Below are 19,115 nucleotides of genomic sequence, written 5' to 3'. Positions count from 1 at the left end.
CCCTAGCCGCCGAACAACGGCTTGACCGTGACCTGGATGGTGGTGTCGCCCTGCACGTCGACGAGCCCATCGGCGAAGGTCGGCATGCCCGTCCGACCGATGTCGTTGCTGAAGCCGTACGGCTCGGTCGGGAGGGTCAGCACGTTCTTGTTGAGCTCGCCGCTGTCGTCCTCGTCATGGTAGACGGCGATGGCGTAGCGCCCGTCCGGAAGATCCGGGAACACCACGTCCATGGACGGCGGGGTGGATGGAAGCAGGGCACCATAGGGGCAGCCTTCGACGTCGAACCCGCCATTGCAGACCGCGACGTTGATCTTGCCCTGCCCACTCTGGATACCCGTGACCTGGACGGTCAGCGTCGCCGCGGAGGCGGGCAAGGCGACCAGGATGGTTAAGCCCGCGATGGCAAGTCTCAAGCCGCAGCCTCCGCCTTCGGCTCGCCCGCATCGGCGAGCGGTGCCTCGTCCAGGATGGGCATACGAGCATGGTCGATGCCCAGATCATCGAGAAGAAGCTTCGTGGTGATCCGCGCACCTTCGAAGATGACGGGCAGCCCGCTGCCCGGGTGGGTGCCGCCGCCCACCAGGTAGGTTCCCGGCGCCAGCCGGTTGTGCGGACGGAACCAGAGCATCTGCAGGAGGTCGTGGGCCAAGTTGAAGGTGGCACCCTGGCCCACCGCGTACTCAGCCTGCCATTGCTGGGGCGTCACGACCCGCTCGAAGCGGATGCGCCGCTCCAGGTCCTCCAGGCCCATCCGCCGAAGCCGCTCGAACACGTGCTGCCGATAGGAGGGGAGAACGGCCGGCCAGTCGATGCCGGCGCGCAGGTTGGGCACGGGCACCAGAACGTACAGGCTGGTATGGCCGGGCGGTGCCATGCCTGGATCGGTGAAGCCGGCATGCTGCACATAGATGGAGGGCTGCATCGGCAGGATGCCGTCCTCGATCTCCTTGATGTTGCGCTCGTAGTCCTCGGCCAGGAGGATCGTGTGGTGGTCCAGGCCGTCCACGCCGCCTTCGATGCCGAGATAGAACATGAGGGTGGAGCAGGACAGGCGGGCCCGCTCGATCTTGGCGTCGCTCCAGCGGGCACGGTAGCGCTCGGGCACGATCTTGCGGATGTTGCCGACGAAGTCCGCGCCGATCACCACCGAATCGGCCTCGTGCCGGCTGCCCTTGGCGTGCACGGCGACGGGCTTGTCGGACCGGTACTCGATGTGATCCACGTCGGTGCCCAGCATGAAGCGCACGCCCATGCGCTCCGCCAGCGTCTTCATCGCCTCCGACACGGCGCCGCAGCCGCCCATGGGATGGAAGATGCCGTGCTCGTGCTCCAAAAAGCTCAGGATGGTGAACAGGCTGGGGCAGCGGAACGGCGACATGCCCAGGTATTTGCTCTGGAAGGAGAAGGCCAGGCGGACACGCGGGTCGTCGAAATGCCGCCTGAGGTCCTGGTCGACCGAGGTGAATGGCCGGAGCTTGCCCAAGGAGGCCAGGACGTCGGGCGCCAGGAAGTCGGTGAGCTTCGTGAACGGGCGTTCCAGGATCGGCCGGAAGGCCGTGAGCTTTCTTCTGTTGTCGGCGAGGTAGGCCTGGATGCGCCCGGCGTCATGGGGGGAGAGTGCGGCCACGTCCTGCTGCAGTCGCTCCGGATCGGCCGAGGCCCGAAGCTCGCCGCCGCTCTCGAAGATCAGCTTGTAGAGCGGATCGAGGCGCTTGAGCTCGACCATCCGGTCGAGGTCGGCGTCGCAGGCGGCGAAGATCTCACGAAGCACGCGGGGATAGAGAAAGAAGGTCGGGCCCAGGTCGAACCTGTAGCCGCCGGGCGCTTCGATCGTCCTGGTCCGTCCGCCGACTTGGCCGGCCTTCTCGAAGACAGTCACCTCCACGCCGGCGCGGGCCAGCATCAGGGCTGCCGACAGTCCTCCCGGACCGGCACCGACCACGGCGACCCTGGCTCGCTTGCTTCCGCCCATGCGTCGATCGCCTCCCCAGCACGCAACCTAGTCCCTGCCGTTGCCCTGGCAAGGCGTTCGGCAGGAGGACGAATCCGGCCGGCCGGTTCGCGGCGAAGGCGAACACCGTCAGCCTTGGACGAGAGGGCCGTGCGACGGTGCCGGATAGCTCCACCGCTGAAGCACCGGCTGCCAGTTCTTCTCGATGCGTCGCACCATCTCGACATCGAGATGATGGTCTGCCTTCCGATAAGACTTCACCGTCTCGAGATAGGCCGCAAACGCAACCTTCGCCTCGCCGAAGCCCTCAAGCCCCAGTTCGTCGAAGATACGCCGCAACTGGCCGATCGGATCTCGCTCGAACGCCTCGAACTGCACTTCGGCAAAGCTGCCGGCTGGAAGCTGCTCCGCATCACGCAGCAGGGTCGTCAGCATCCGCGGATAGGTGCGCAGCACCAGATCGTCCGTGTCGACGTCACTCTCCTGCAGGGCCAGCTCCCTAAACAAGGTGCGGAACATGCGGCTGGCCGACGCCTGGACGACATAGGGGTCGCGATAAAGGTGGATGAACTTCGCGTTCGGCCAAAGCGATCTTAGCAGGGGGACGCGCGCGCTGTGGGCGGGGTTGCGGACGAGCACAGGGCGGCGGCCCTGGTGGATCGTCATGACGGTCAGGAAGTCATGCAGGGCGCGCTTCCAGGCCTCGATCTGGCAAGGCGTGGCGCCATCGAAGAACAGGCCCCGGTCGATCCATTCCCGCGCATGCCTCGGGAAATAGATTCCGTGGTAGAACGACAAGGAGGACATGTTGGCGAGCGCCAGCTCGTCCTCCTGCGGCAGCTCAGGTCCCAACGGGACCGGATCGATCAGCCGCGTCTTCGGATAGAATTGCTCGATGAAGGGAGCCGCCAGCCGTGCCAGCCCCAGCGCTTCGTGGGGAAGGCCGACGGCAATGGGCGGCAGCATGCCCAGACCCTGCCAGCGGCTGAGCACATTGGCAAAATGGGTGGTGCCGCTGCGCCAGTAGCCTACCACGAAGATCGGGGCGGGCAGGCAGGCGGTGTCGAGCAGGGTATGACGTGCCAGGCTTTCCAGCGCCGTGAACGGCAGCCGCCCGAGGGCTGAGGCGAGCGCCACCCAGGGAACATGGCACCTCTGCAGCGACGGCGAGCCGCCCTTTATCCATACCTTCAGGAGGGTGCTAAGATCGGCACCCGACAGCGGATGAAATACCCGATGCGCCCGGCCGCGGCCACGGGAGGCTGCCTTCGGCAACTCGATCAACCGCACACTCTACCCCGACATGGGAGCCGGCTGCAGCCTGCTTGACTGCAGCCGGACCTGGCCTCGTGCTAGGCGGAGCCTTACTTCTTGGTCGACTTGCGCTGCGACGCCTGACCGCCCTGCTCGGCTTCCTGGTTGGCCGACTGCTCGGCGATCTGGGTGAGCAGCTCGTCGGTGCGCTTCTCTTCCTGAAGCGTCTCGTCGAGCAGGCGCGCGGCGTCGGTCATGCCGAGCTGCGAGGCCCAGGTCTTGAGCGTACCGTAGCGCGCGATCTCGTAGTGCTCCAGGGCCTGGGCAGCACCGATCAGGACGGCATCGCCGGCCGGGCTGTCACCGAAGTCCTCGAGATCCTCTTCCATCTCGGCCTGCAGGCCCTGCGTCGCCTCGCAGGTCTTGCCACGGGCAGCCTTGCCCAGCATCTCGAAGACCTGGTTCAGGCGCTCGACCTGGTTGGCGCTCTCGTCACGGTGCTTCTCGAACGCCTGCTTCAGCTGGTCGGACTTGGCGTTCTTCGCAGCCTTGCCCAGTGCCCGCACGGACTGGCGCTCGGCATAGAATACGTCCTTGAGCGTTTCGTAGAAGGCGTCGTTGAGGGTCTTCTCTTTAGTCGCAGCCATCTTTGGCCTCCGAAGCTGGTGCATCGGCTGCTCAACGACTCCCCGAACAGGAAGTTCCTGCCCTGGATCCACCGCATGGAGGTCGACCCGGGCGATGTCCTGGAACATATGTCAGGCTTCCATATCGAAGCCCGCAAGGAATGCCATGTCCGCCGATGCGTCCATCTCGCGACGCCCGTACATCATCGCGGCCATCATCCTGGCCACGTTCATGGTCGCGATCGAGGCCACCATCGTCGCGACCGCAATGCCCCACATCGTCGGCCAGCTCGGCGGCTTTGCCTATTACAGCTGGGTGTTCTCGGCTTTCCTGCTCGCCCAGACCACGACGACCGTGATCTACGGCAAGCTGTCCGACATCTTCGGCCGCAAGCCCATGCTGATCGGCGGCGTGGCGCTGTTCCTCCTGGCCTCGCTGCTCTGCGGATTCGCCTGGTCGATGCCGTCCCTGATTGTGTTCCGGCTGCTGCAGGGGCTGGGGGCGGGCGCCATCCAGCCGATCACGGTGACGATCGTCGGGGACCTCTACTCCCTGGAAAAGCGCGGCAAGGTCCAAGGCGTCCTGTCCGCAGTCTGGGCTTCCTCCGCCGTCATCGGGCCGCTGGCGGGTGGCTTGATCGTCGAGCGGATGCACTGGGCCTGGATCTTCTGGGCGAACATCCCGTTCGGCCTGCTCGCGATCGCCGGCCTGCTCATGTTCCTCCACGAGCGTGTGGAACGAAGGGAGCACCGGATCGACTATCTGGGTGCAGCCCTCTTCTCGATCGCGATCGTCTCCCTCCTGGTCATCCTGACCGAGGCTAGCGCATCCATCAGCTTCCTCCTCCCGTTCGGCCTGCTCTTCGTCGTCGGCGGCGGCCTTTTCCTTTGGCACGAGAAGCGGGCACCCGAGCCCATGATCTCCCTGGAACTGTGGAGCCGCCCGTTGATCGCCGCCTGCAACAGCGCCACCGTGCTGGCTGGCATGGCGCTGATCGGGCTCACCACGGTGCTGCCGCTCTATGTCCAGGGCGTGCTTGGCCGCTCGCCCATGCTGGCCGGCTTCACGCTCACCATGCTGATCATCGGCTGGCCGCTCGCCGTCAGCATCTCCGGCCGGCTCTACCGGACGTTCGGCATCCGCAACACGCTGCGCTTCGGTGCCGTCGTCTTCCCGATCGGGGCGGCCTTCCTGCTGCTGCTGGCCCCGGGCAGCCACGTGGCACTGGCCGGCATCGGCTCGTTCATCATGGGCTTCGGCATGGGTACGCTCAGCATCACCAGCATCGTGCTGATCCAGGACAGCGTCGACTGGTCGGCCCGCGGCAGCGCCACCTCGTCCAACCTGTTCGCCCGCAGCCTCGGCAACACGCTCGGCGCCACCGTGCTGGGTGCCATCCTGAACTACGGGATCGCGCACTACGCATCCCGTGGCCTGGAGGCGCAGGTCCATGCCGTGCTGGAAGGGGGGAACGGACTGGCCACTGCCGCCGCCAACCTGCAGGTGCAGGGCGTTCTGGACCGCTCCCTGCACCTGTCGTTCTGGGGGATCCTGGTCATGGCGGTGCTGGCTTGCCTCACCGCCTGGCTGATCCCGGTCCAGCGCGTTTTCCGGCGGACCGCCTAGAACAGTGGCCGGCTCAGCTCTCCTCAGCCAGGATCAGGCGCCGGCCGGCCAGGAGCGGTCCGGTCTGCTCGCGCAGACCCGGCATGCGCGGGTTCTGCTCGTGCCGGGTCAGCGCCGCCTCGTCGGCATAGAGCTCGTTCACCAACAGCTTGTTGGGGATCGGGGTGCCGTCGCGCTCGATGGGCTTGATCACCTCGAATCGGAGGCAGCCTTCCTCCTCTTCCCGGGTCAGGCGCGCATGTTCGCTGATCAGGCGGGTGAACTCGGCTTCCTGGCCTTCCAGGATGTCAAACTCGACGATGATCGTCATCTTGGGCAACGTTCGTACCTCCCTGTGTCGCGCGAACGGGCCGTTCCTGCCGGCGATCCCGAACCGGCACAAGGCCCCGGCATGCATCGCCTGTCCTGGCGGGCGTGACGATGGCGGCCATCCGCCATAGAGTCGACGGCGAGAGCATAGCCGTTGGATCGGGGGAGAAGCATGATGGTGGCGCTGGGCCAGGACACGCTGTCCAACCTGCCGGAGCGGATCGGCCGCCCGTCCTACGACCGCAGCCGCGTGTCCCCAGGCATCGCGCACTTGAGCGTGGGCAACTTCCACCGCGCCCACCAGGCAGTCTACCTGGACCAGTGCCTGTCCCTGCCGGACCAGGAGGGCTGGGGCATCCTCGGGGTGGGGATCGTCGACAGTCCGGCCGAGCGGGCCAAGGCGGAGGCCCTGCAGGCCCAGGCCGGCCTTTACACGCTGAGCGTCTTCCCGCCGTCCGGCCAACCCACCAGCAGCGTGATCGGCTCGATCGTCGAGTACCTGTTCGCACCGGCCGATCCGGCGGCGGCAGTTGCCCGCCTCAGCGATCCCGCCATCCGCATCGTGTCGATGACGATCACCGAAGGCGGCTACAATATCGACGACAAGACCGGCGCCTTTTGGCTGGATGCGCCCGATATCGTGCACGACCTGGCGAACCCGGACCGGCCGAAGAGCGTGTTCGGCTTCATCACGATGGCGCTGGCGAAGCGGCGTGCTGCCGGCACCAAGCCTTTCACCGTGCTGTCCTGCGACAACCTCCAGCACAATGGCGAGGTCGCCAAGGCGGCGGTCCTGGCCTTCGCCCGCGCCCATGATCCCGATCTTGCTGATTGGATCGAGGCACAGGTCGCCTTTCCCGCCTGCATGGTCGACCGGATCACCCCGGCCGTCCTGCCGGCCGACATCCGCCGGCTGAACGAGATGACCGGGGTCGAGGACCGGGCGCCGATCTTCGCCGAGGATTTCATCCAGTGGGTCGTGGAGGACCGGTTCTGCAATGGCCGGCCGGCGCTGGAGAAGGTGGGCGTGCAGTTCACCCACGATGTGAAGGGCTACGAGCAGATCAAGCTGCGCATGCTCAACGCCTCGCACATCATGCTGTCGTACCCAGGCCAGGTCGGCGGCTACACCTTCGTCCATGAGGCGATGGCGGATGCGCGCGTCCTGACCCTGCTCAGGACCTTCCTGAACCAGGACGTGATCCCGCTGCTCACGGCACCGCCCGACATGCCGCTCGACCGCTACCGGGACATCGTGCTGGAGCGCTTCGCGAATCCCGCCATCAACGACCAGCTGGCGCGCCTGACCTCGGACAGTGGCTCGAAGATCCCGGTATTCCTGTCCGAGACGATCAGGACCTGCCTGGACGGGAACCGGGACCACCGGCGCCTGGCGGTCATGCTGGCCGGCTTCGCACGCTACCTCGGTGGCATCGACGACCGCGGCCAGCGCTTCGATCCGATCGAACCCAATCTGGGGCCGTCGGATCGGGCGCTGGCTCTGGATCCCGATCCAACGGCGCCGCTACGCATCAGCACGCTCCTGCCGCTGAAGCTGGAGCAGCATCCAGGCTTCGTGGCGAGTTTCGTGGGCTACCGGCGCATGATCGATGAGCGCGGGCTGCTCGCGACGATCGAGACGGTCGTCGACTGAGGTACCGGGCTTAAGCGCCGATCAACTGCTTCACCCTTGCCCGGTTCAGGGGAAGGTCGGTGAAACGCTTGCCGGTGGCATCCCGCAGGGCGTTGCCGATCGCCGCGGCTGTGGGTCCCTGGGCCGCTTCCGCCGTGCCGAGGAACGGCTCGCCGGGGCGGTCCATGATGTGGACCTCGATGCTGTCCGGCACGGCGCCGAAGCGCAGGATCGGGTAGCTCGACCAGTCGATGCTGGTGATGCGAGTGTCGTCGAAGCTTACCGCCTCGTAGAGCGTCCAGCTGGCCGCCTGCAGGATGCCGCCCTCGGTCTGGTTGCGGATGCCGTCCGGGTTGACGATCTCGCCGCTGTCGATGGCCGCCACGGCTCGGACGATCCGCAGACGTCCGCTGTCACGCTCCACCTCGACCTCCACGACGAGGGCCAGGTAGGCTGCGTGGTTCTTATAGCGGGCAAAGCCGATGCCGCGGCCGTGATTGGGCGGCATGGTCGTCGTCGCCCAGCCGAACTGCTCTGCGGCCTTCACGATGACGTCGCGGGCGCGCGGGTCGTCCAGGTGCCGCAGGCGGAACTCCACCGGGTCGACCCCGGCCATGATTGCCAGCTCGTCCATGGTGCTCTCGACCGAGAACACGTTCGCGTAGGCGCCAAGCGCCCGGAGCGCCGAGACGCGCAGCGGCATGTCCTTCAGAAAGTGCCAGACCACTCGCTTGCTCGGGATGGTGTAGAGCGGGTCGGCGTTGCGGTCGCCATTGCCGGACGGCGTGATCTGGAGCTTGGGCTCCTGCGGAGGAAACGGCTGGGCCAGATGCCGGGCCGCCAGCAACGCACCGGCCGGGCCTGGCCTGGTCGTGTGCGTGTTGCTCCATAGCTCGTAGTTCCATTCCGCGATCCGGCCGGAGCTGTTCAGGCCGGCGCGGACATGCGTGACCATGGCGGGGCCGAAGGGCTCCCAGGCATGCTCCTGCTCGCGCATCCATTGCACGCGTACGGGACGGCCGGGAACGGCATGGGCGAGCAGGGCCGCATCGGCGGCCGCGTCGTCCGCAGCGTTGTGGCCATAGCAGCCGGAACCCTCAGTATGGATGCAGCGCACCTGCTCGGGCGGCATGCCCAGCATCTCGGCGATGGCCTTGCGATCGGGATAGACACCCTGCGTATGCGTCCAGACCGTCATCACGCCGTTCTCGAACAGGCCCACGGCACAGGACGGGCCGATCGAGCCGTGGATCTGGTAGGGGCGGGTGAAGGTCGCCTCGTAGGTCTTTTCCACGCCCACCGGTGCGGCCAGCACCTCGGCGACGATTCCGTCCTCGTGGACGGGGATGTCGCGCACGAGCTGCGGGAGATCTGCCGAAGGTGGCAGGGAGGCCTCTTCCTGCCAGCGGGCGCGGGTACTCAAGGCACGCATGGCCTTGATCGCCTGGAACTCCTTTTCCGCGACCACCGCCAGGAAGCTGCCGTCGCGCACGATCGAGACCACGCCGGGCATCTGTTCGACCGGAGCCGCATCGAACTCCAGCAGGCGGGCCTGGTAGCTGGGCGGGCGTATGATGCGGGCATGCAGCATGCGAGGCAGCCGCATGTCCTGCACATAGGCCGGGCCACCGGTCACCTTCGCAGGGATGTCCACCCGCGGCATGGAGGTGCCCATGATCCGGAACTGGTCGGTGGGCTTCAGCCTGGTCTGCGGCACGGCCTCGATGTGGAGAAGCTGGTCCTCGACCAGTTCGCCGTAGGGCAGGCGGCGCCCATCGGGAGCGACCACCGCGCCGGCCTCTGCCCGCAGCTGGTCGACGCCGAGCTGCAGGCGGCCGGCCGCCTGGCCGATCAGGATCTCGCGGACCTGGACGGCGGCATGCCGGATTCCGGTGCCGCTGTTCTGCATGCTCTGGCTGCCCGCGGTGAAACCTTCGTTGGGCGTGCGGCCGGTATCTGCGGTGACCAGCTCGATGGCGGCGGGATCGACTTCCAGCTCTTCCGCCGCGATCTGGATGATCGCGGTCTTCACCCCCTGGCCGAGTTCGGCCTTGCCGGTGAACACGGTGATGCCGCCGTCGGGATCGATCCGGATCCAGCTGTCGAGGATGGGGTCCTCAGACAGGCTGCCCGGCAGTTCGGGGGCCACTTCCGGCTCGCGGCCGACATTCTGGACCTCGCCTTCCTGGCAGAAAGCCCGCGAGAGCATGGAGAAGCTGACGATCAAGGCACCGCTGCCGGCAAGCAGCCCGCGGCGGGTCGGGCGCTCGATACCAAGGCCGGTCATGACGCGGCTCCTTCGCTCGCTCCGGGTGCCGCCGCCGACTGCATGAGCTGCCCGGCCCGGCGCACGGCCTTGAGGATCCGCATATGGGTGCCGCAGCGGCACAGGTTCGGCTCCAGCGCCGCCCGGATCTCGGCATCGCCAGCCGAGGGATTGCGCTCGAGGAGGGCCTGGGCCCGCATCATCATGCCGGGGATGCAGTAGCCGCACTGGGCAGCCTGCTCCTCGATGAAGGCACGCTGCATCGGCCCCGGCTCGTCCACCGTGCCCAGGCCTTCCACCGTCGTGATCTCGCGGCCCTCCAGGAGGAGGATGGGCGTCACGCAGGAGAACACGGGCGCGCCGTCGACCAAGACGGTGCAGGAGCCGCACTGGCCCAGGCCGCAGCCATACTTGGCGCCGTTGAGCCCGAGATCATCGCGCAGGACGTAGAGGAGCGGCGTATCGAGCTCGGACTCCACTGTGTGGCTCTGTCCGTTCACGCTCAAGGTCACGGCCATGGCTTCGTCCTCATCCCGGTCGCGGGTGCATGCTGCATGCCGTCCGACGTGTAGATGCTCACCGGCTGCTCGCCGCTGAGCGTCCGTGCCACCCGCTCCTCGACATCCGTCCAGGCCGGTTGTTCGCTGAAGCTGCCGCGCAGGTGGTTCATCAGGGCGACCAGCTGTTGCTGGCTGAGCGTGCCGGCGAAGCCCGGCATGACGGGGGCAGCTTCGCCTTCGCTGGCCGGCAGGCCGAATAGGGTGACGTTGATGATGTTCTGCGGGTTTGGTCCGTTGACGGCCGTACTCAGGTGCAGGTCGAGCCCGCCAAAGGGCAAGGGCCGTCCGCTCTCGTGGCAGATGGCACAGGCGCTTGCGTAGACCGCGGCGCCTACGTCGTCCGACGCAGCCGTGGCAGGAACTGCCAGGCTGTCGGCCGATTGCGCGAGGCGGCCGGTGCCGCTTGCGGCATCACGGACCTGCTCGGCCCGTGCGAGCCGCTCCGGCCCCGGATCGCCCATCGTGGCGGCCACATAGGTGGCGATGGCGCGGACGTCGGCAGGGTCGACCGAGCCAAGATTGGCGGTCACCGGCGCCATCGGTCCGCGTGCGACGCCATGCTCGGCATGCCAGCCTCGGCGGAGATAGTCGGCAAGGCTGTCCACGTTCCAGGGGATCGGTGCCGCCGACGTCTGATCGATGGCATAGGCATGCCATCCCTCGATCTCCGCGCCGTCGAAGTGGCGGTCCTCCTGCTCGGCACCCAGGCGATTGCGCGGCGTGTGGCAGGCCCCGCAATGGCCCAGGCCCTCCGCGAGGTAGCGCCCGCGGTTCCACGCTTCGTCCTGTCCGGAGTCCGGCTGATGGTCAGCCTCGTCGAAGAACAGGAGCTTCCATCCGGCGACCAGCAGCCGGTTGTCGAGCGGGAAGGGCAGCTCGTTCGGCGGCGGCACGTAGCGCACCGGCTCGCGGGTCATCAGATAGGCATGGAGCGCCCGGTTGTCCTCGTCGGTGACGAGGGTGAAATGGTCGTAGGGGAAGGCCGGATAGAGATGGTTGCCCTCCCGGTCGACGCCCTCGCGCATCGAGCGGATGAAAGCTTCCGCCGACCAGGTGCCGATGCCGGTCTCGCGATCGGGCGTGATGTTCGTGGAATAGATCGTGCCGAACGGTGTGGGCAGGGCGAGGCCGCCGGCAAAGGGCTCGCCGCCCGGTGCGGTATGGCAGACATTGCAGTTGCCGATGGCCGCCAGTTGCGCGCCACGCTGCACGAGGGCTGGGTCAGGCTGTCCAGGCCGGGCCACCGGGTCGATCTCCGATCGCCAGCCATAGGCGACAAAGCCGATGCAGCCGACAACCAGTACCAACAGGAGTGCCAGGAAGAGGCGCAGCGCCGTCACGTTGCCGGACCGACAACGGGATGGCGGCCCAGCGGCCCGATCCGCGCCGTCCCGGATTTGCATGGACCTTCGTGACCAGACACCGGACGCCCTCCCTGCTGAACGAAGAAGCAACGATGCCGGCGCAGCCATGGTTCCGACCGGATAGGAACGTCCGCCATCCCGATGGCGATTCGGTCCAGGCCGCCCACATAAGCAGCATGAACAAGGCGTCATCGTCGACCTTCGATCCGGCGGCTCCCTCCGTGGCCGGCATGTCCCTGCTGTCCGCGGGACCGGCCCGGCAGGTAGGCGTCGAAGTCGAGTTCACCGGCCTGCGGGCGTCAGCCGCCGCGCGGGCACTCCAGGCTGGGCTGGGCGGCCATCTGGTGCAGGAGGATCCGCATGCCTTTTCGGTGCACGGCAGCCGCCTGGGCGACCTGTCGGTGCAACTGGATGTCCGCTACGTCCATCCGCAGGCCCACAATGCCTCCTTGCCTCTGCGGATGGGACGCTGGAGCGCCGCCCTGCTCGGGCATGTGCTGGCCGGCTTCGTGCCCAGGGAACTGATCCTGTCGCCCCTGCCGGTGCAGCGCTTGGCCGAGGTCGACGGGGCCGTCGCCATCCTGCGCGAGGCCGGCGCACGCGGAAGGGGCCGGACCCGGTTCGGCTCGCTCGGCCTCCATTTCAACATCGGCCTGTTCCGGCTGGACGTGACGACGATCCTTGCCTTTCTGAGGGCATTCTTGCTGCTGGAGCCCTGGCTGCGCCGGGAGACGGCCGGAGAGGTTGGGCGCGCGATGTTCATGCCCGGCTCGTTCCCGCGCACCTATGTCCGCCAGGTGATGGCACCGGACTACCGTCCCGACCTCGTCGCCTTCACCGACGACTATCTGCGGGCCAACCCTACCCGCGACCGAGCCCTCGATCTGCTGCCGGTCCTTCAGCATTTCGACGAGGCCCGCGTCAGGGCGCGCCTTCCCTACGAGAAGATCGGCAGCCGCCCGGCTCTCCATTACCGCCTGCCACGAGCCTTCGTGGGCGAGCCTGGCTGGAGCATGATGCCGGCCTGGAATCGCTGGCTTGCGGTCGAGCGACTGGCCGAGGATCCCAACCGGCTGGCAGCACTGAGCAGCGCTTATCTGCGGTTCGACGGCAGCGAGAACGCCTGGCTGCAGTTGGCCCAGGTCCACAACGGCACGGGTTGAACCGGCTCATCGAACCGTGGGGATTGACGACATCACCTGACAACGCGCACGCAGGCAGCACCCGGAAAAGCACAAGATCAGGGAGCGGGACATGGAAGCGCTGGTGTTCAGGGAACAGGGCATCGCCCGGATCGAGCGGATTCCGGATCCGGAACCCCAGGCGGACCAGGTCCTGGTCAAGGTCGCGGCGACTGGCGTCTGCCATACCGATCTCGACATCCTGCACGGGCGCTACCTATGCGCCTATCCCGTCGTGCCTGGCCATGAGATCGCCGGGACGGTCGTGGCCAAGGGGGCGTCGGTGCAGGGCGTGGCGGTCGGTGCCAGGGTCGCGGTCGACCCGCTGATCCCCTGTGGCCATTGCCGGGCCTGCCTGGCGAAACGTCCGAGCCTCTGCGCCAACCTGAAGGGTTATGGCGCTACCACGAATGGCGGCTTTGCGCCCTACATGACCGTGGCTGCCGCCAACGTGCATTCCGTGGGCGACCTGCCCTTCCATGTCGCGGCGCTGGCGGAGCCGTTCGCCTGCGTGATGCATGGCATCGCCCGGGCACGGGTGCGGCCCGGCATGCGGGTGCTGGTGTTCGGTGCCGGCCCGATCGGCCTGATGATGATGCTGGGCCTGCAGACACGCGGGGTCGGCGACGTGACGATGGTGGACCTCGAGTCGTCACGCTGCCAACGCGCCCTGGAACTCGGCGCGGCTGCCGCCGTGGATGGCCGCGATCTGCAGCCCGAAGCCCTGGGCGACGGGTTCGACATGGTGGTGGATTGCACCGGTGTCGCCGAGGTGGCCGGCCGCATGCCCGCGTTCGCCCGGGACGGTGCCACCATCCTGTTCTTCGGGGTGTGCGCCCCCTCGGCCAGGATCGCGCTCAGCCCCTACGAGGTGTTCCGCCGCGAACTTGTCCTGATCGGCAGCCATGCCGTGTCCGACAACCTGCCGGATTCGATCGCCGTGCTGGAGAAGCTCGGTCCGAAGGCGGAAGCGCTGGTCTCGCATCGCCTGCCGCTGGAGGAAATCGCCCGGCAGATGATCTCGCCGCTCAAGACCGGCACCATGAAGATCCAGTACGACGCGGCCGCCTGATTCGAAGCGCCCCGACGGAACGGGCCCGGGACGCTCCTCGGGCCCAGGCGGAGAGGGCCAAGGAGGAGGGACGCGATGGATCAGGCGCGCACGATCGCACGGGCCATTGGAGCGTCGCCCTGGCCGTCGCGGGCGGAGCTGGTAGCTTTCCAGGAAGAGCGGCTCCGGCACGTCGTGGCGCATGCCCACGCGCAGGTGCCCTACTACCGCGAACTGTTCGACCGGCATGGTGTGGCACCAGCGCAGATCCGTGGGCTGGCCGATCTCGTGCGGCTCCCGATCTCCAGCAAGGACGATCTGCGCCACCAGCCCGTGGAGCGGGTACTCGCGGAAGGCGTCGATCCTGCGGGGCTCAAGCGAATCCAGACGACCGGCTCCACCGGCGAACCGTTCGTGCTCTATCGCTCGCGCCGCGAGAAATGGCTGCACCAGCTCTTTTGGCTGCGGGCGCAGCGCGACCTCGGGCAACGCCTGGGCGACCGGTTCGTGCGGATCGCGGCCATGAGCAAGCGGCCGGAGCCCAAGGTCGAGCCGGTCGGCAGCCTGCTGCGAGCGCTCGGCTGGCGCAATCATGTCCTGGACGTGAGTGCACCTCCCGACGAGCTGTTGCAGGAACTCGCAGCGCTGCGGCCCGGCATGATCGGGACCTACCCCGGCATGATGGCGAGGCTGGGTGAATCGCTGCAGCAGAGTGGCCGGACCGACATCCGGCCCCGGTTCCTGGCAACAGGCGGCGAGGTGCTGACCAAGGCACGGCGGCGGCAGATCGAGGAGAGCTGGCAGGCACCGGTCTACGAGGTCTATGGCTGCTGGGAGATGAACCTCGTGGCCTGGCAGTGCCGTTCCAGTGGCGGTTTCCACGTCTGCGACGATTCAGTGCTGCTCGAGGTGGTGCAGGACGGCCGGCCGGTGGCTCCGGGCGAGCGGGGGGAGGTCGTCCTGACCAGCCTGCATGCCCAGGCCATGCCCTTGATCCGCTACCGGCTGGGCGACCTCGTGACGCGCGGGAGCGAGACCTGTCCCTGCGGGAAGCCGTTCAGCAAGATCGACACGATCCAGGGGCGCATGCTCGACCTGTTCCGTCTGCCCGGCGGGCGCCTGCTGCATCCCTACGAGATCCTGAGCGACCTGAAGGAGGACGCGTTCCGCTGGGTGCGGCACTACCAGCTGGTCCAGGAGGCCGAGGACGAGGTCGTGTTCTTCATGGTGCCCGGGCCGGAGTTCGACCGTGGGCGGCTGGCTGAGTTCGAGCGGCGGGCGGCGCGGGCGCTGGGCAGCGACGCGCGGCTGCGCACAGAACTGGTCGAGCGGATTGAGCCTGGTCCCGGTGGGAAGTTCCACCTGGCGCGATCGATGGTGAAGGCGGGGCAGGGCTCCGCGTGGCATCGCTCGGAGCAGGTCGGGTGAGCGTGCCGCTGCGCCAGCGGCTGGATCTGTCGGCAACGCTGCCCAGAGCCGGCACCCGGCGTGTCTTGCTGCATGCCACCTCGTCCCTGGCAGGCATCGACGAGGTGCGGGCGCACCATCGCGGCATCGATGCCTATGACCAGCGCGCGCTGCTGATCGCCGGTGCGGATGACCTGGTGGTGACGCACGGTGCCGTCGACTGGGCCTTTACGGCCTATCTTCAGGAGCTGCGCATCGGACCGGCTGCCCCAAACCTGATCGAGCTGGAGCTGGATGGGCGCGCAGCGGGTCTGGTGGACGAACTGCTGCTGGACTAGGCGGCGCTGGCCAGACTGGCTCGCCGCCTGCCGGACAACGGGAGAGTCCTGATCGAGCCGTTCCTGTCGGGGGGCAGCGAACTCGAACTGGCGCGCCGGCTGGGGCGGCTGGCCGGCTGTCAGGTCGATCTACTGGGTGATGCGGCGGTGACCGCCAGGATGAACCGCAAGGACGTCCAGCGGAAGATGGCTCAGGACCTCGGTGTGCCACTGGCATCGGGCGAGGTCGTCTGGCTGGAGCCGGGTGCCTTCGGGCTGCCCAGGAGCGTGGAGCCGCTGCGGCTTGCCATCGTGCACTGGCTTCAGTTCGGCCGCCGGGCATTGCTGCGCGGCTGCAACGGTGCATCAGGTTCCTCCACCAGGATCGTCGCCGGCGCACCCGACCTGGCAGCAACCTTGGATTGGGCGGCCAATCGGAGCGAGGACTGCTATCTTGTCGACTGCTTCCACGAGGTGAATGTCAGCCCGAACGTGCTGGTGTTCGTTCCTGCCGATCCCGATCGGGCCGTGCGCTTCGTCGCCGCGACCGACCAGATCCTGGACGGGGGATTGAGCCACGCCGGGAACCGTTTCCCTTCCACGGCCGTGCTGCTGGACGAGATGATCGACCATGCCCTCGCACTGGGTCGGCGCCTGCAGCATGAAGGCTATGCCGGGTGGGTGGGATGTGACTTCTGCGAATATCTTGATGAACAGGCCGGTGAGCCGGCGCTGTTCTTCGCGGAACTGAACGCGCGCATCAATGGCGCCTGCTATCCCGTCGGCCTGGCTACACGGTGGTGGGCGGCTGCGGGTCAGGATGCAGGGGCCTTCGTCGCCGGCTTTGCCGCGAGCGGTGCCCGATCGTTTACCCGGCTCGCCAGCCGGCTGGATCAGCAACTGCTCCGGCCAGACCGGCGGGACGGCGTGCTTCCCTACAACACTTCCTGCCTGGCCCATGGCTATTGTGCCGCCATGGTGCTTGACCGTACCGCGCAGGCGGCCGCGCAACGCTGGACGCAGTTCCTGGGCGTAGCTGGAGACGGCTGACTGGAACTGCCGCCAATATGCGAGGGTGAGGCTAGAAGTTGCTGGTGCCGTCGATGCCGGACGGCCACTAGGTGCCGCCGGCACAGATGTCGGCCAGGGCCGGATCCGGATTCTTGTACCAGTAAGAGCCACCGCTGCCGCGCCCGGCGGCGCGTTTGGTCCGGCGGGCTCGGCCCAGGCGGGCGAAGACCCGTTGCCCCACCGTGCCCCGCGCCAGTCTCTGCAGCATGTCGGGCTCGATGACGCAGGGTCGCTGGCTGGCCAGCGCAGCCCGGACCTCGGGGTGGAAGCCGGACAGCTTGAGCACGACGCCGCCATGCTCCACGGCGAAGCGGAACGCGGCGTTCATGAGGTTGCCCAGCACGTCCGGGCGCTCGGCCGGATAGACGAGGTCGGTGACGTTGAAGCAGCCGGGGATCTGGCGATCGCTGCGCGTGCCGGGCGTCTGAAGTGCAACGTAGCCCACCAACCGGCCCCGGTCCCGACAAGCGAGGACGAAGGCTCGGCCGGCGGCCTTCGGAAGCTGACGGTGGCGCCAATCCAGGAAAGCGCTCGTGCGCTCCATCGTGACGTCGTAGCGCTGCCGATGCTCATGCCAGAACAGGTCGAACTCGTCGCCGAACCCGGTTGAAAGCTCGACCGGAAGCGGCGGGACGTCGAAGGCGATCCTGGCGCGGGCGAGCCAGGGCAGCACGCGATGCTGCGGGTCGCTGACGAATCCTAGCAGCGCCGGCCATGCCATTCCCACCAGTCCCAAAGCCGGCTTGGCCGCGGCCAGCAGCGCCCATGGACGGCTGGTGCCGGCCAGTTGCGTCAGCTTCAGGTCGAAGAACCGCCTGGAATCGATGATCCACCAGAGCGCCTGGTCGATGTCTTTGACCGGAATGGGCAGCATCGCCCGCGCGTGAACGGCGGCAGCCGCGGACGACAGGCTGGTCGAGAGCACCACGTGCTCGGCCGCGAGCGACCTGTACCGTCTGAACAGAGCGAGGCTGTGCCGCCGGTAGGCCTGCTGGACATACCAATTGGCGCCGCACATGGCTGTATGGGCTTGCGCGCCGATCTTGATGCGCATCGGAACGATTCCGCCGAACCCAACCACGTCCGCCGCGTCGTTCTCCAGAAGCCAACCCTTCGGCTGATCCGCGCGTGCGGCTGGATTGTCCAGCCAGCGATGATGCCAGACCGCCCGGAAGTCGTCGAAGCTGCACCCGTGAAACACGTCGTAGTACCGGCTGCAGAAGCGCCAGATGGCCGGCAGGTCGTCCAGTTCCACGGGGCGGACCGTGGCAGTGTCGGTGACGGGCGATGGTTCGGCCTCGACAGCCGGCATGGTGGTGGGAGCGAGACCTGATACGGCAGCAAGCGGTCCATCCGAAAGCCCCGGCGCAACACCCATGCGTCTCACCCCTCTTCCGGATTGCTTCTAGCTGGGCGGAGGCCCACTCCCACATCCCGCGCGCTAAGTTGCCACAGGCCTGGTTCAAGGGCCAGACCAGCTTCCTGATGCCGCAGACAGGTTGTAATCCGGTACTTAGACAGGCCTCTTTATCAGGGCATCCGTGTCCGGGCTCGGCCCAAGCCCGCCTCCAGACCAGATCGGCCGTCGACCAGTGGGCCTGGACGCGTCAGGATTGTCCGGTTGGCTTCACCAGCTGAGTAAAGTACACTGAACAATTCAGGAAGAGCAGAGAGAAAATTTAAGCAAAGATTTTATGTCTTTCTCAATGATTTGATGAAGTAGAGAAGAATTGTAATGTTTGTTAGCGATTGCGTTCTATCGTTTTGGTTTCCTGATGTCGCAAGTTAAAGGTGGCCCTCCTCTCCTTTCTGCGTCACAGGCGCGCTGCGTCGGCGAGAAGGATGGAGCCACGTGCGGAGCGCGCAGCTATTGCCGTAGGTTCATGGACCCGGCTCAAGCAAATCAGGTCTGGATGACGCCGCCCGACGGGCAGGACATGCATCGGTGTTCGGCATTCTGGCCGGTCCGCGAAAGGCGAAGCGGACGACGCCCCGGTCAGGATGTCGTGGAACGGCGTGCCGGACCCGAGGCACAGCCGACCAAGGACCTTCAGGATGGTCGGCTCGGACCGCACCAGGCGAGATGTGCCGGCGTGTCCTACGGGGTGGTATGCCATGCGAGGGCGCACTGCCGCCGCTTCCTGGACGCACCTCATCCCAATCAGGTCTGGATGATCGTGCCGGAGCCGGACGAGATCTGGCAGTGTCCAGCCTTCTGGCCGGTGGTGGAGCGGCGGCGAAATTCTGCCGGGGACACGGTCGCCGTGGAGCGTCGCAAAGGACCGCGGCCAGTCGACCCGGTGCCGCCACGGGCCGTCGATCAGGAGAAGTCGTGAGCAGCCAGGCCCCCGCAATGTCTCCTGCCCGTACGGCGAGGCAGAAGGCGGAAACCCGGGCGGTCCTCCTCCTGCTGGTACTCCGGGATCCGCCCGTGCGCATCGACTAGCGGCACCTGGCTGACTTGTCCTGGATCGTGAGCCTCCGTCATGCGGCAT

General features: G+C 67.2%; 17 protein-coding genes. 8 read left to right on the top strand and 9 right to left on the bottom strand.

The genetic code is table 11. From position 1 onward, the window contains the following. Positions 1-2 precede the first annotated feature (2 nt). The 4 genes from VHL31_RS21670 to VHL31_RS21655 form a co-directional block, all read right to left on the bottom strand. Positions 3-416: a DUF2141 domain-containing protein gene (locus tag VHL31_RS21670; protein ID WP_329663322.1), complete on the bottom strand. Its 414-nt coding sequence runs from the start codon at positions 414-416 to the stop codon at positions 3-5. After that, entirely contained in the window at positions 413-1,975 is a 1,563-nt protein-coding gene (gene crtI, locus VHL31_RS21665; RefSeq protein WP_329663321.1) for a phytoene desaturase family protein, read from the bottom strand. Before crtI ends, VHL31_RS21670 begins: the two co-directional genes overlap by 4 nt. 108 nt (positions 1,976-2,083) lie before the next feature. Beyond that, positions 2,084-3,238: a sulfotransferase gene (locus tag VHL31_RS21660; protein WP_329663320.1), complete on the bottom strand. Its 1,155-nt coding sequence runs from the start codon at positions 3,236-3,238 to the stop codon at positions 2,084-2,086. A gap of 80 nt (positions 3,239-3,318) precedes the next feature. After that, complete coding sequence (locus VHL31_RS21655) at positions 3,319-3,855, bottom strand: ferritin-like domain-containing protein (protein WP_329663319.1); 537 nt, start codon at positions 3,853-3,855, stop codon at positions 3,319-3,321. 145 nt (positions 3,856-4,000) lie between these two features. Between VHL31_RS21655 and VHL31_RS21650 the strand changes: the two genes are divergently transcribed. Next, positions 4,001-5,461 carry an MDR family MFS transporter gene (locus tag VHL31_RS21650; RefSeq protein WP_329663318.1) on the top strand — a complete coding sequence of 487 codons (1,461 nt, stop codon included), beginning with the start codon at positions 4,001-4,003 and terminating at the stop codon, positions 5,459-5,461. 13 nt (positions 5,462-5,474) lie between these two features. Here VHL31_RS21650 and VHL31_RS21645 read toward each other — a convergent pair whose 3' ends face one another. Then, a complete protein-coding gene (locus VHL31_RS21645; RefSeq protein ID WP_329663387.1) occupies positions 5,475-5,771 on the bottom strand; it encodes a putative quinol monooxygenase in 297 nt (98 codons plus the stop codon). Between the two features lie 174 nt (positions 5,772-5,945). Between VHL31_RS21645 and VHL31_RS21640 the strand changes: the two genes are divergently transcribed. Beyond that, positions 5,946-7,424 (top strand): mannitol dehydrogenase family protein, encoded by a 1,479-nt coding sequence (locus VHL31_RS21640; protein ID WP_414653797.1) that lies wholly within the window; start codon positions 5,946-5,948, stop codon positions 7,422-7,424. A gap of 10 nt (positions 7,425-7,434) precedes the next feature. Here VHL31_RS21640 and VHL31_RS21635 read toward each other — a convergent pair whose 3' ends face one another. From VHL31_RS21635 to VHL31_RS21625, 3 genes are read right to left on the bottom strand one after another with little or no spacing between them, the layout of a single operon-like run. Beyond that, on the bottom strand, positions 7,435-9,690 hold the full coding sequence (locus VHL31_RS21635) for a xanthine dehydrogenase family protein molybdopterin-binding subunit (protein WP_329663316.1): 2,256 nt from the start codon (positions 9,688-9,690) through the stop codon (positions 7,435-7,437). After that, positions 9,687-10,187, bottom strand: a complete 501-nt coding sequence (locus tag VHL31_RS21630; RefSeq protein ID WP_329663315.1) for a (2Fe-2S)-binding protein — start codon at positions 10,185-10,187, stop codon at positions 9,687-9,689. Before VHL31_RS21630 ends, VHL31_RS21635 begins: the two co-directional genes overlap by 4 nt. Further along, entirely contained in the window at positions 10,178-11,569 is a 1,392-nt protein-coding gene (locus VHL31_RS21625) for a cytochrome c (protein WP_329663314.1), read from the bottom strand. Before VHL31_RS21625 ends, VHL31_RS21630 begins: the two co-directional genes overlap by 10 nt. 200 nt (positions 11,570-11,769) lie before the next feature. On the opposite strand from VHL31_RS21625, the gene VHL31_RS21620 reads away from it, so the two are divergent. From VHL31_RS21620 to VHL31_RS21600, 5 genes are all read left to right on the top strand, one after another. After that, positions 11,770-12,756 (top strand): amidoligase family protein, encoded by a 987-nt coding sequence (locus VHL31_RS21620; RefSeq protein WP_329663313.1) that lies wholly within the window; start codon positions 11,770-11,772, stop codon positions 12,754-12,756. Between the two features lie 91 nt (positions 12,757-12,847). Continuing rightward, positions 12,848-13,846: a zinc-dependent alcohol dehydrogenase family protein gene (locus tag VHL31_RS21615; RefSeq protein WP_329663312.1), complete on the top strand. Its 999-nt coding sequence runs from the start codon at positions 12,848-12,850 to the stop codon at positions 13,844-13,846. Between the two features lie 75 nt (positions 13,847-13,921). Beyond that, a complete protein-coding gene (locus tag VHL31_RS21610) occupies positions 13,922-15,253 on the top strand; it encodes a phenylacetate--CoA ligase family protein (protein WP_329663311.1) in 1,332 nt (443 codons plus the stop codon). Continuing rightward, positions 15,250-15,570, top strand: a complete 321-nt coding sequence (locus tag VHL31_RS21605; protein ID WP_329663310.1) for a hypothetical protein — start codon at positions 15,250-15,252, stop codon at positions 15,568-15,570. Before VHL31_RS21610 ends, VHL31_RS21605 begins: the two co-directional genes overlap by 4 nt. Positions 15,571-15,717: 147 nt before the next feature. Next, complete coding sequence (locus VHL31_RS21600) at positions 15,718-16,599, top strand: hypothetical protein (RefSeq protein ID WP_329663309.1); 882 nt, start codon at positions 15,718-15,720, stop codon at positions 16,597-16,599. Positions 16,600-16,666: 67 nt separating this feature from the next. Here VHL31_RS21600 and VHL31_RS21595 read toward each other — a convergent pair whose 3' ends face one another. Further along, positions 16,667-17,998: a hypothetical protein gene (locus VHL31_RS21595; RefSeq protein WP_329663308.1), complete on the bottom strand. Its 1,332-nt coding sequence runs from the start codon at positions 17,996-17,998 to the stop codon at positions 16,667-16,669. Positions 17,999-18,626: 628 nt separating this feature from the next. Between VHL31_RS21595 and VHL31_RS21590 the strand changes: the two genes are divergently transcribed. Next, positions 18,627-18,956, top strand: coding sequence for a hypothetical protein (locus tag VHL31_RS21590; RefSeq protein ID WP_329663307.1), 330 nt, complete (start codon positions 18,627-18,629; stop codon positions 18,954-18,956). Positions 18,957-19,115: the final 159 nt, after the last annotated feature.

The organism is Geminicoccus sp. (assembly GCF_036263595.1).
GTDB lineage: Bacteria > Pseudomonadota > Alphaproteobacteria > Geminicoccales > Geminicoccaceae > Geminicoccus.
Note: the sequence above shows the minus strand (reverse complement) of the source record. Positions and strands in the feature narration are given on the sequence as shown.

What these genes read in the sequence shown, in the direction of transcription:
- crtI (WP_329663321.1), bottom strand. Translation starts at nt 1,975, where the DNA reads ATGGGCGGAAGCAAGCGAGCCAGGGTCGCCGTGGTCGGTGCCGGTCCG.
- VHL31_RS21655 (WP_329663319.1), bottom strand. Translation starts at nt 3,855, where the DNA reads ATGGCTGCGACTAAAGAGAAGACCCTCAACGACGCCTTCTACGAAACG.
- VHL31_RS21650 (WP_329663318.1), top strand. Translation starts at nt 4,001, where the DNA reads ATGTCCGCCGATGCGTCCATCTCGCGACGCCCGTACATCATCGCGGCC.
- VHL31_RS21645 (WP_329663387.1), bottom strand. Translation starts at nt 5,771, where the DNA reads ATGACGATCATCGTCGAGTTTGACATCCTGGAAGGCCAGGAAGCCGAG.
- VHL31_RS21640 (WP_414653797.1), top strand. Translation starts at nt 5,946, where the DNA reads ATGGTGGCGCTGGGCCAGGACACGCTGTCCAACCTGCCGGAGCGGATC.
- VHL31_RS21635 (WP_329663316.1), bottom strand. Translation starts at nt 9,690, where the DNA reads ATGACCGGCCTTGGTATCGAGCGCCCGACCCGCCGCGGGCTGCTTGCC.
- VHL31_RS21630 (WP_329663315.1), bottom strand. Translation starts at nt 10,187, where the DNA reads ATGGCCGTGACCTTGAGCGTGAACGGACAGAGCCACACAGTGGAGTCC.
- VHL31_RS21620 (WP_329663313.1), top strand. Translation starts at nt 11,770, where the DNA reads ATGAACAAGGCGTCATCGTCGACCTTCGATCCGGCGGCTCCCTCCGTG.
- VHL31_RS21615 (WP_329663312.1), top strand. Translation starts at nt 12,848, where the DNA reads ATGGAAGCGCTGGTGTTCAGGGAACAGGGCATCGCCCGGATCGAGCGG.
- VHL31_RS21610 (WP_329663311.1), top strand. Translation starts at nt 13,922, where the DNA reads ATGGATCAGGCGCGCACGATCGCACGGGCCATTGGAGCGTCGCCCTGG.
- VHL31_RS21595 (WP_329663308.1), bottom strand. Translation starts at nt 17,998, where the DNA reads ATGGGTGTTGCGCCGGGGCTTTCGGATGGACCGCTTGCTGCCGTATCA.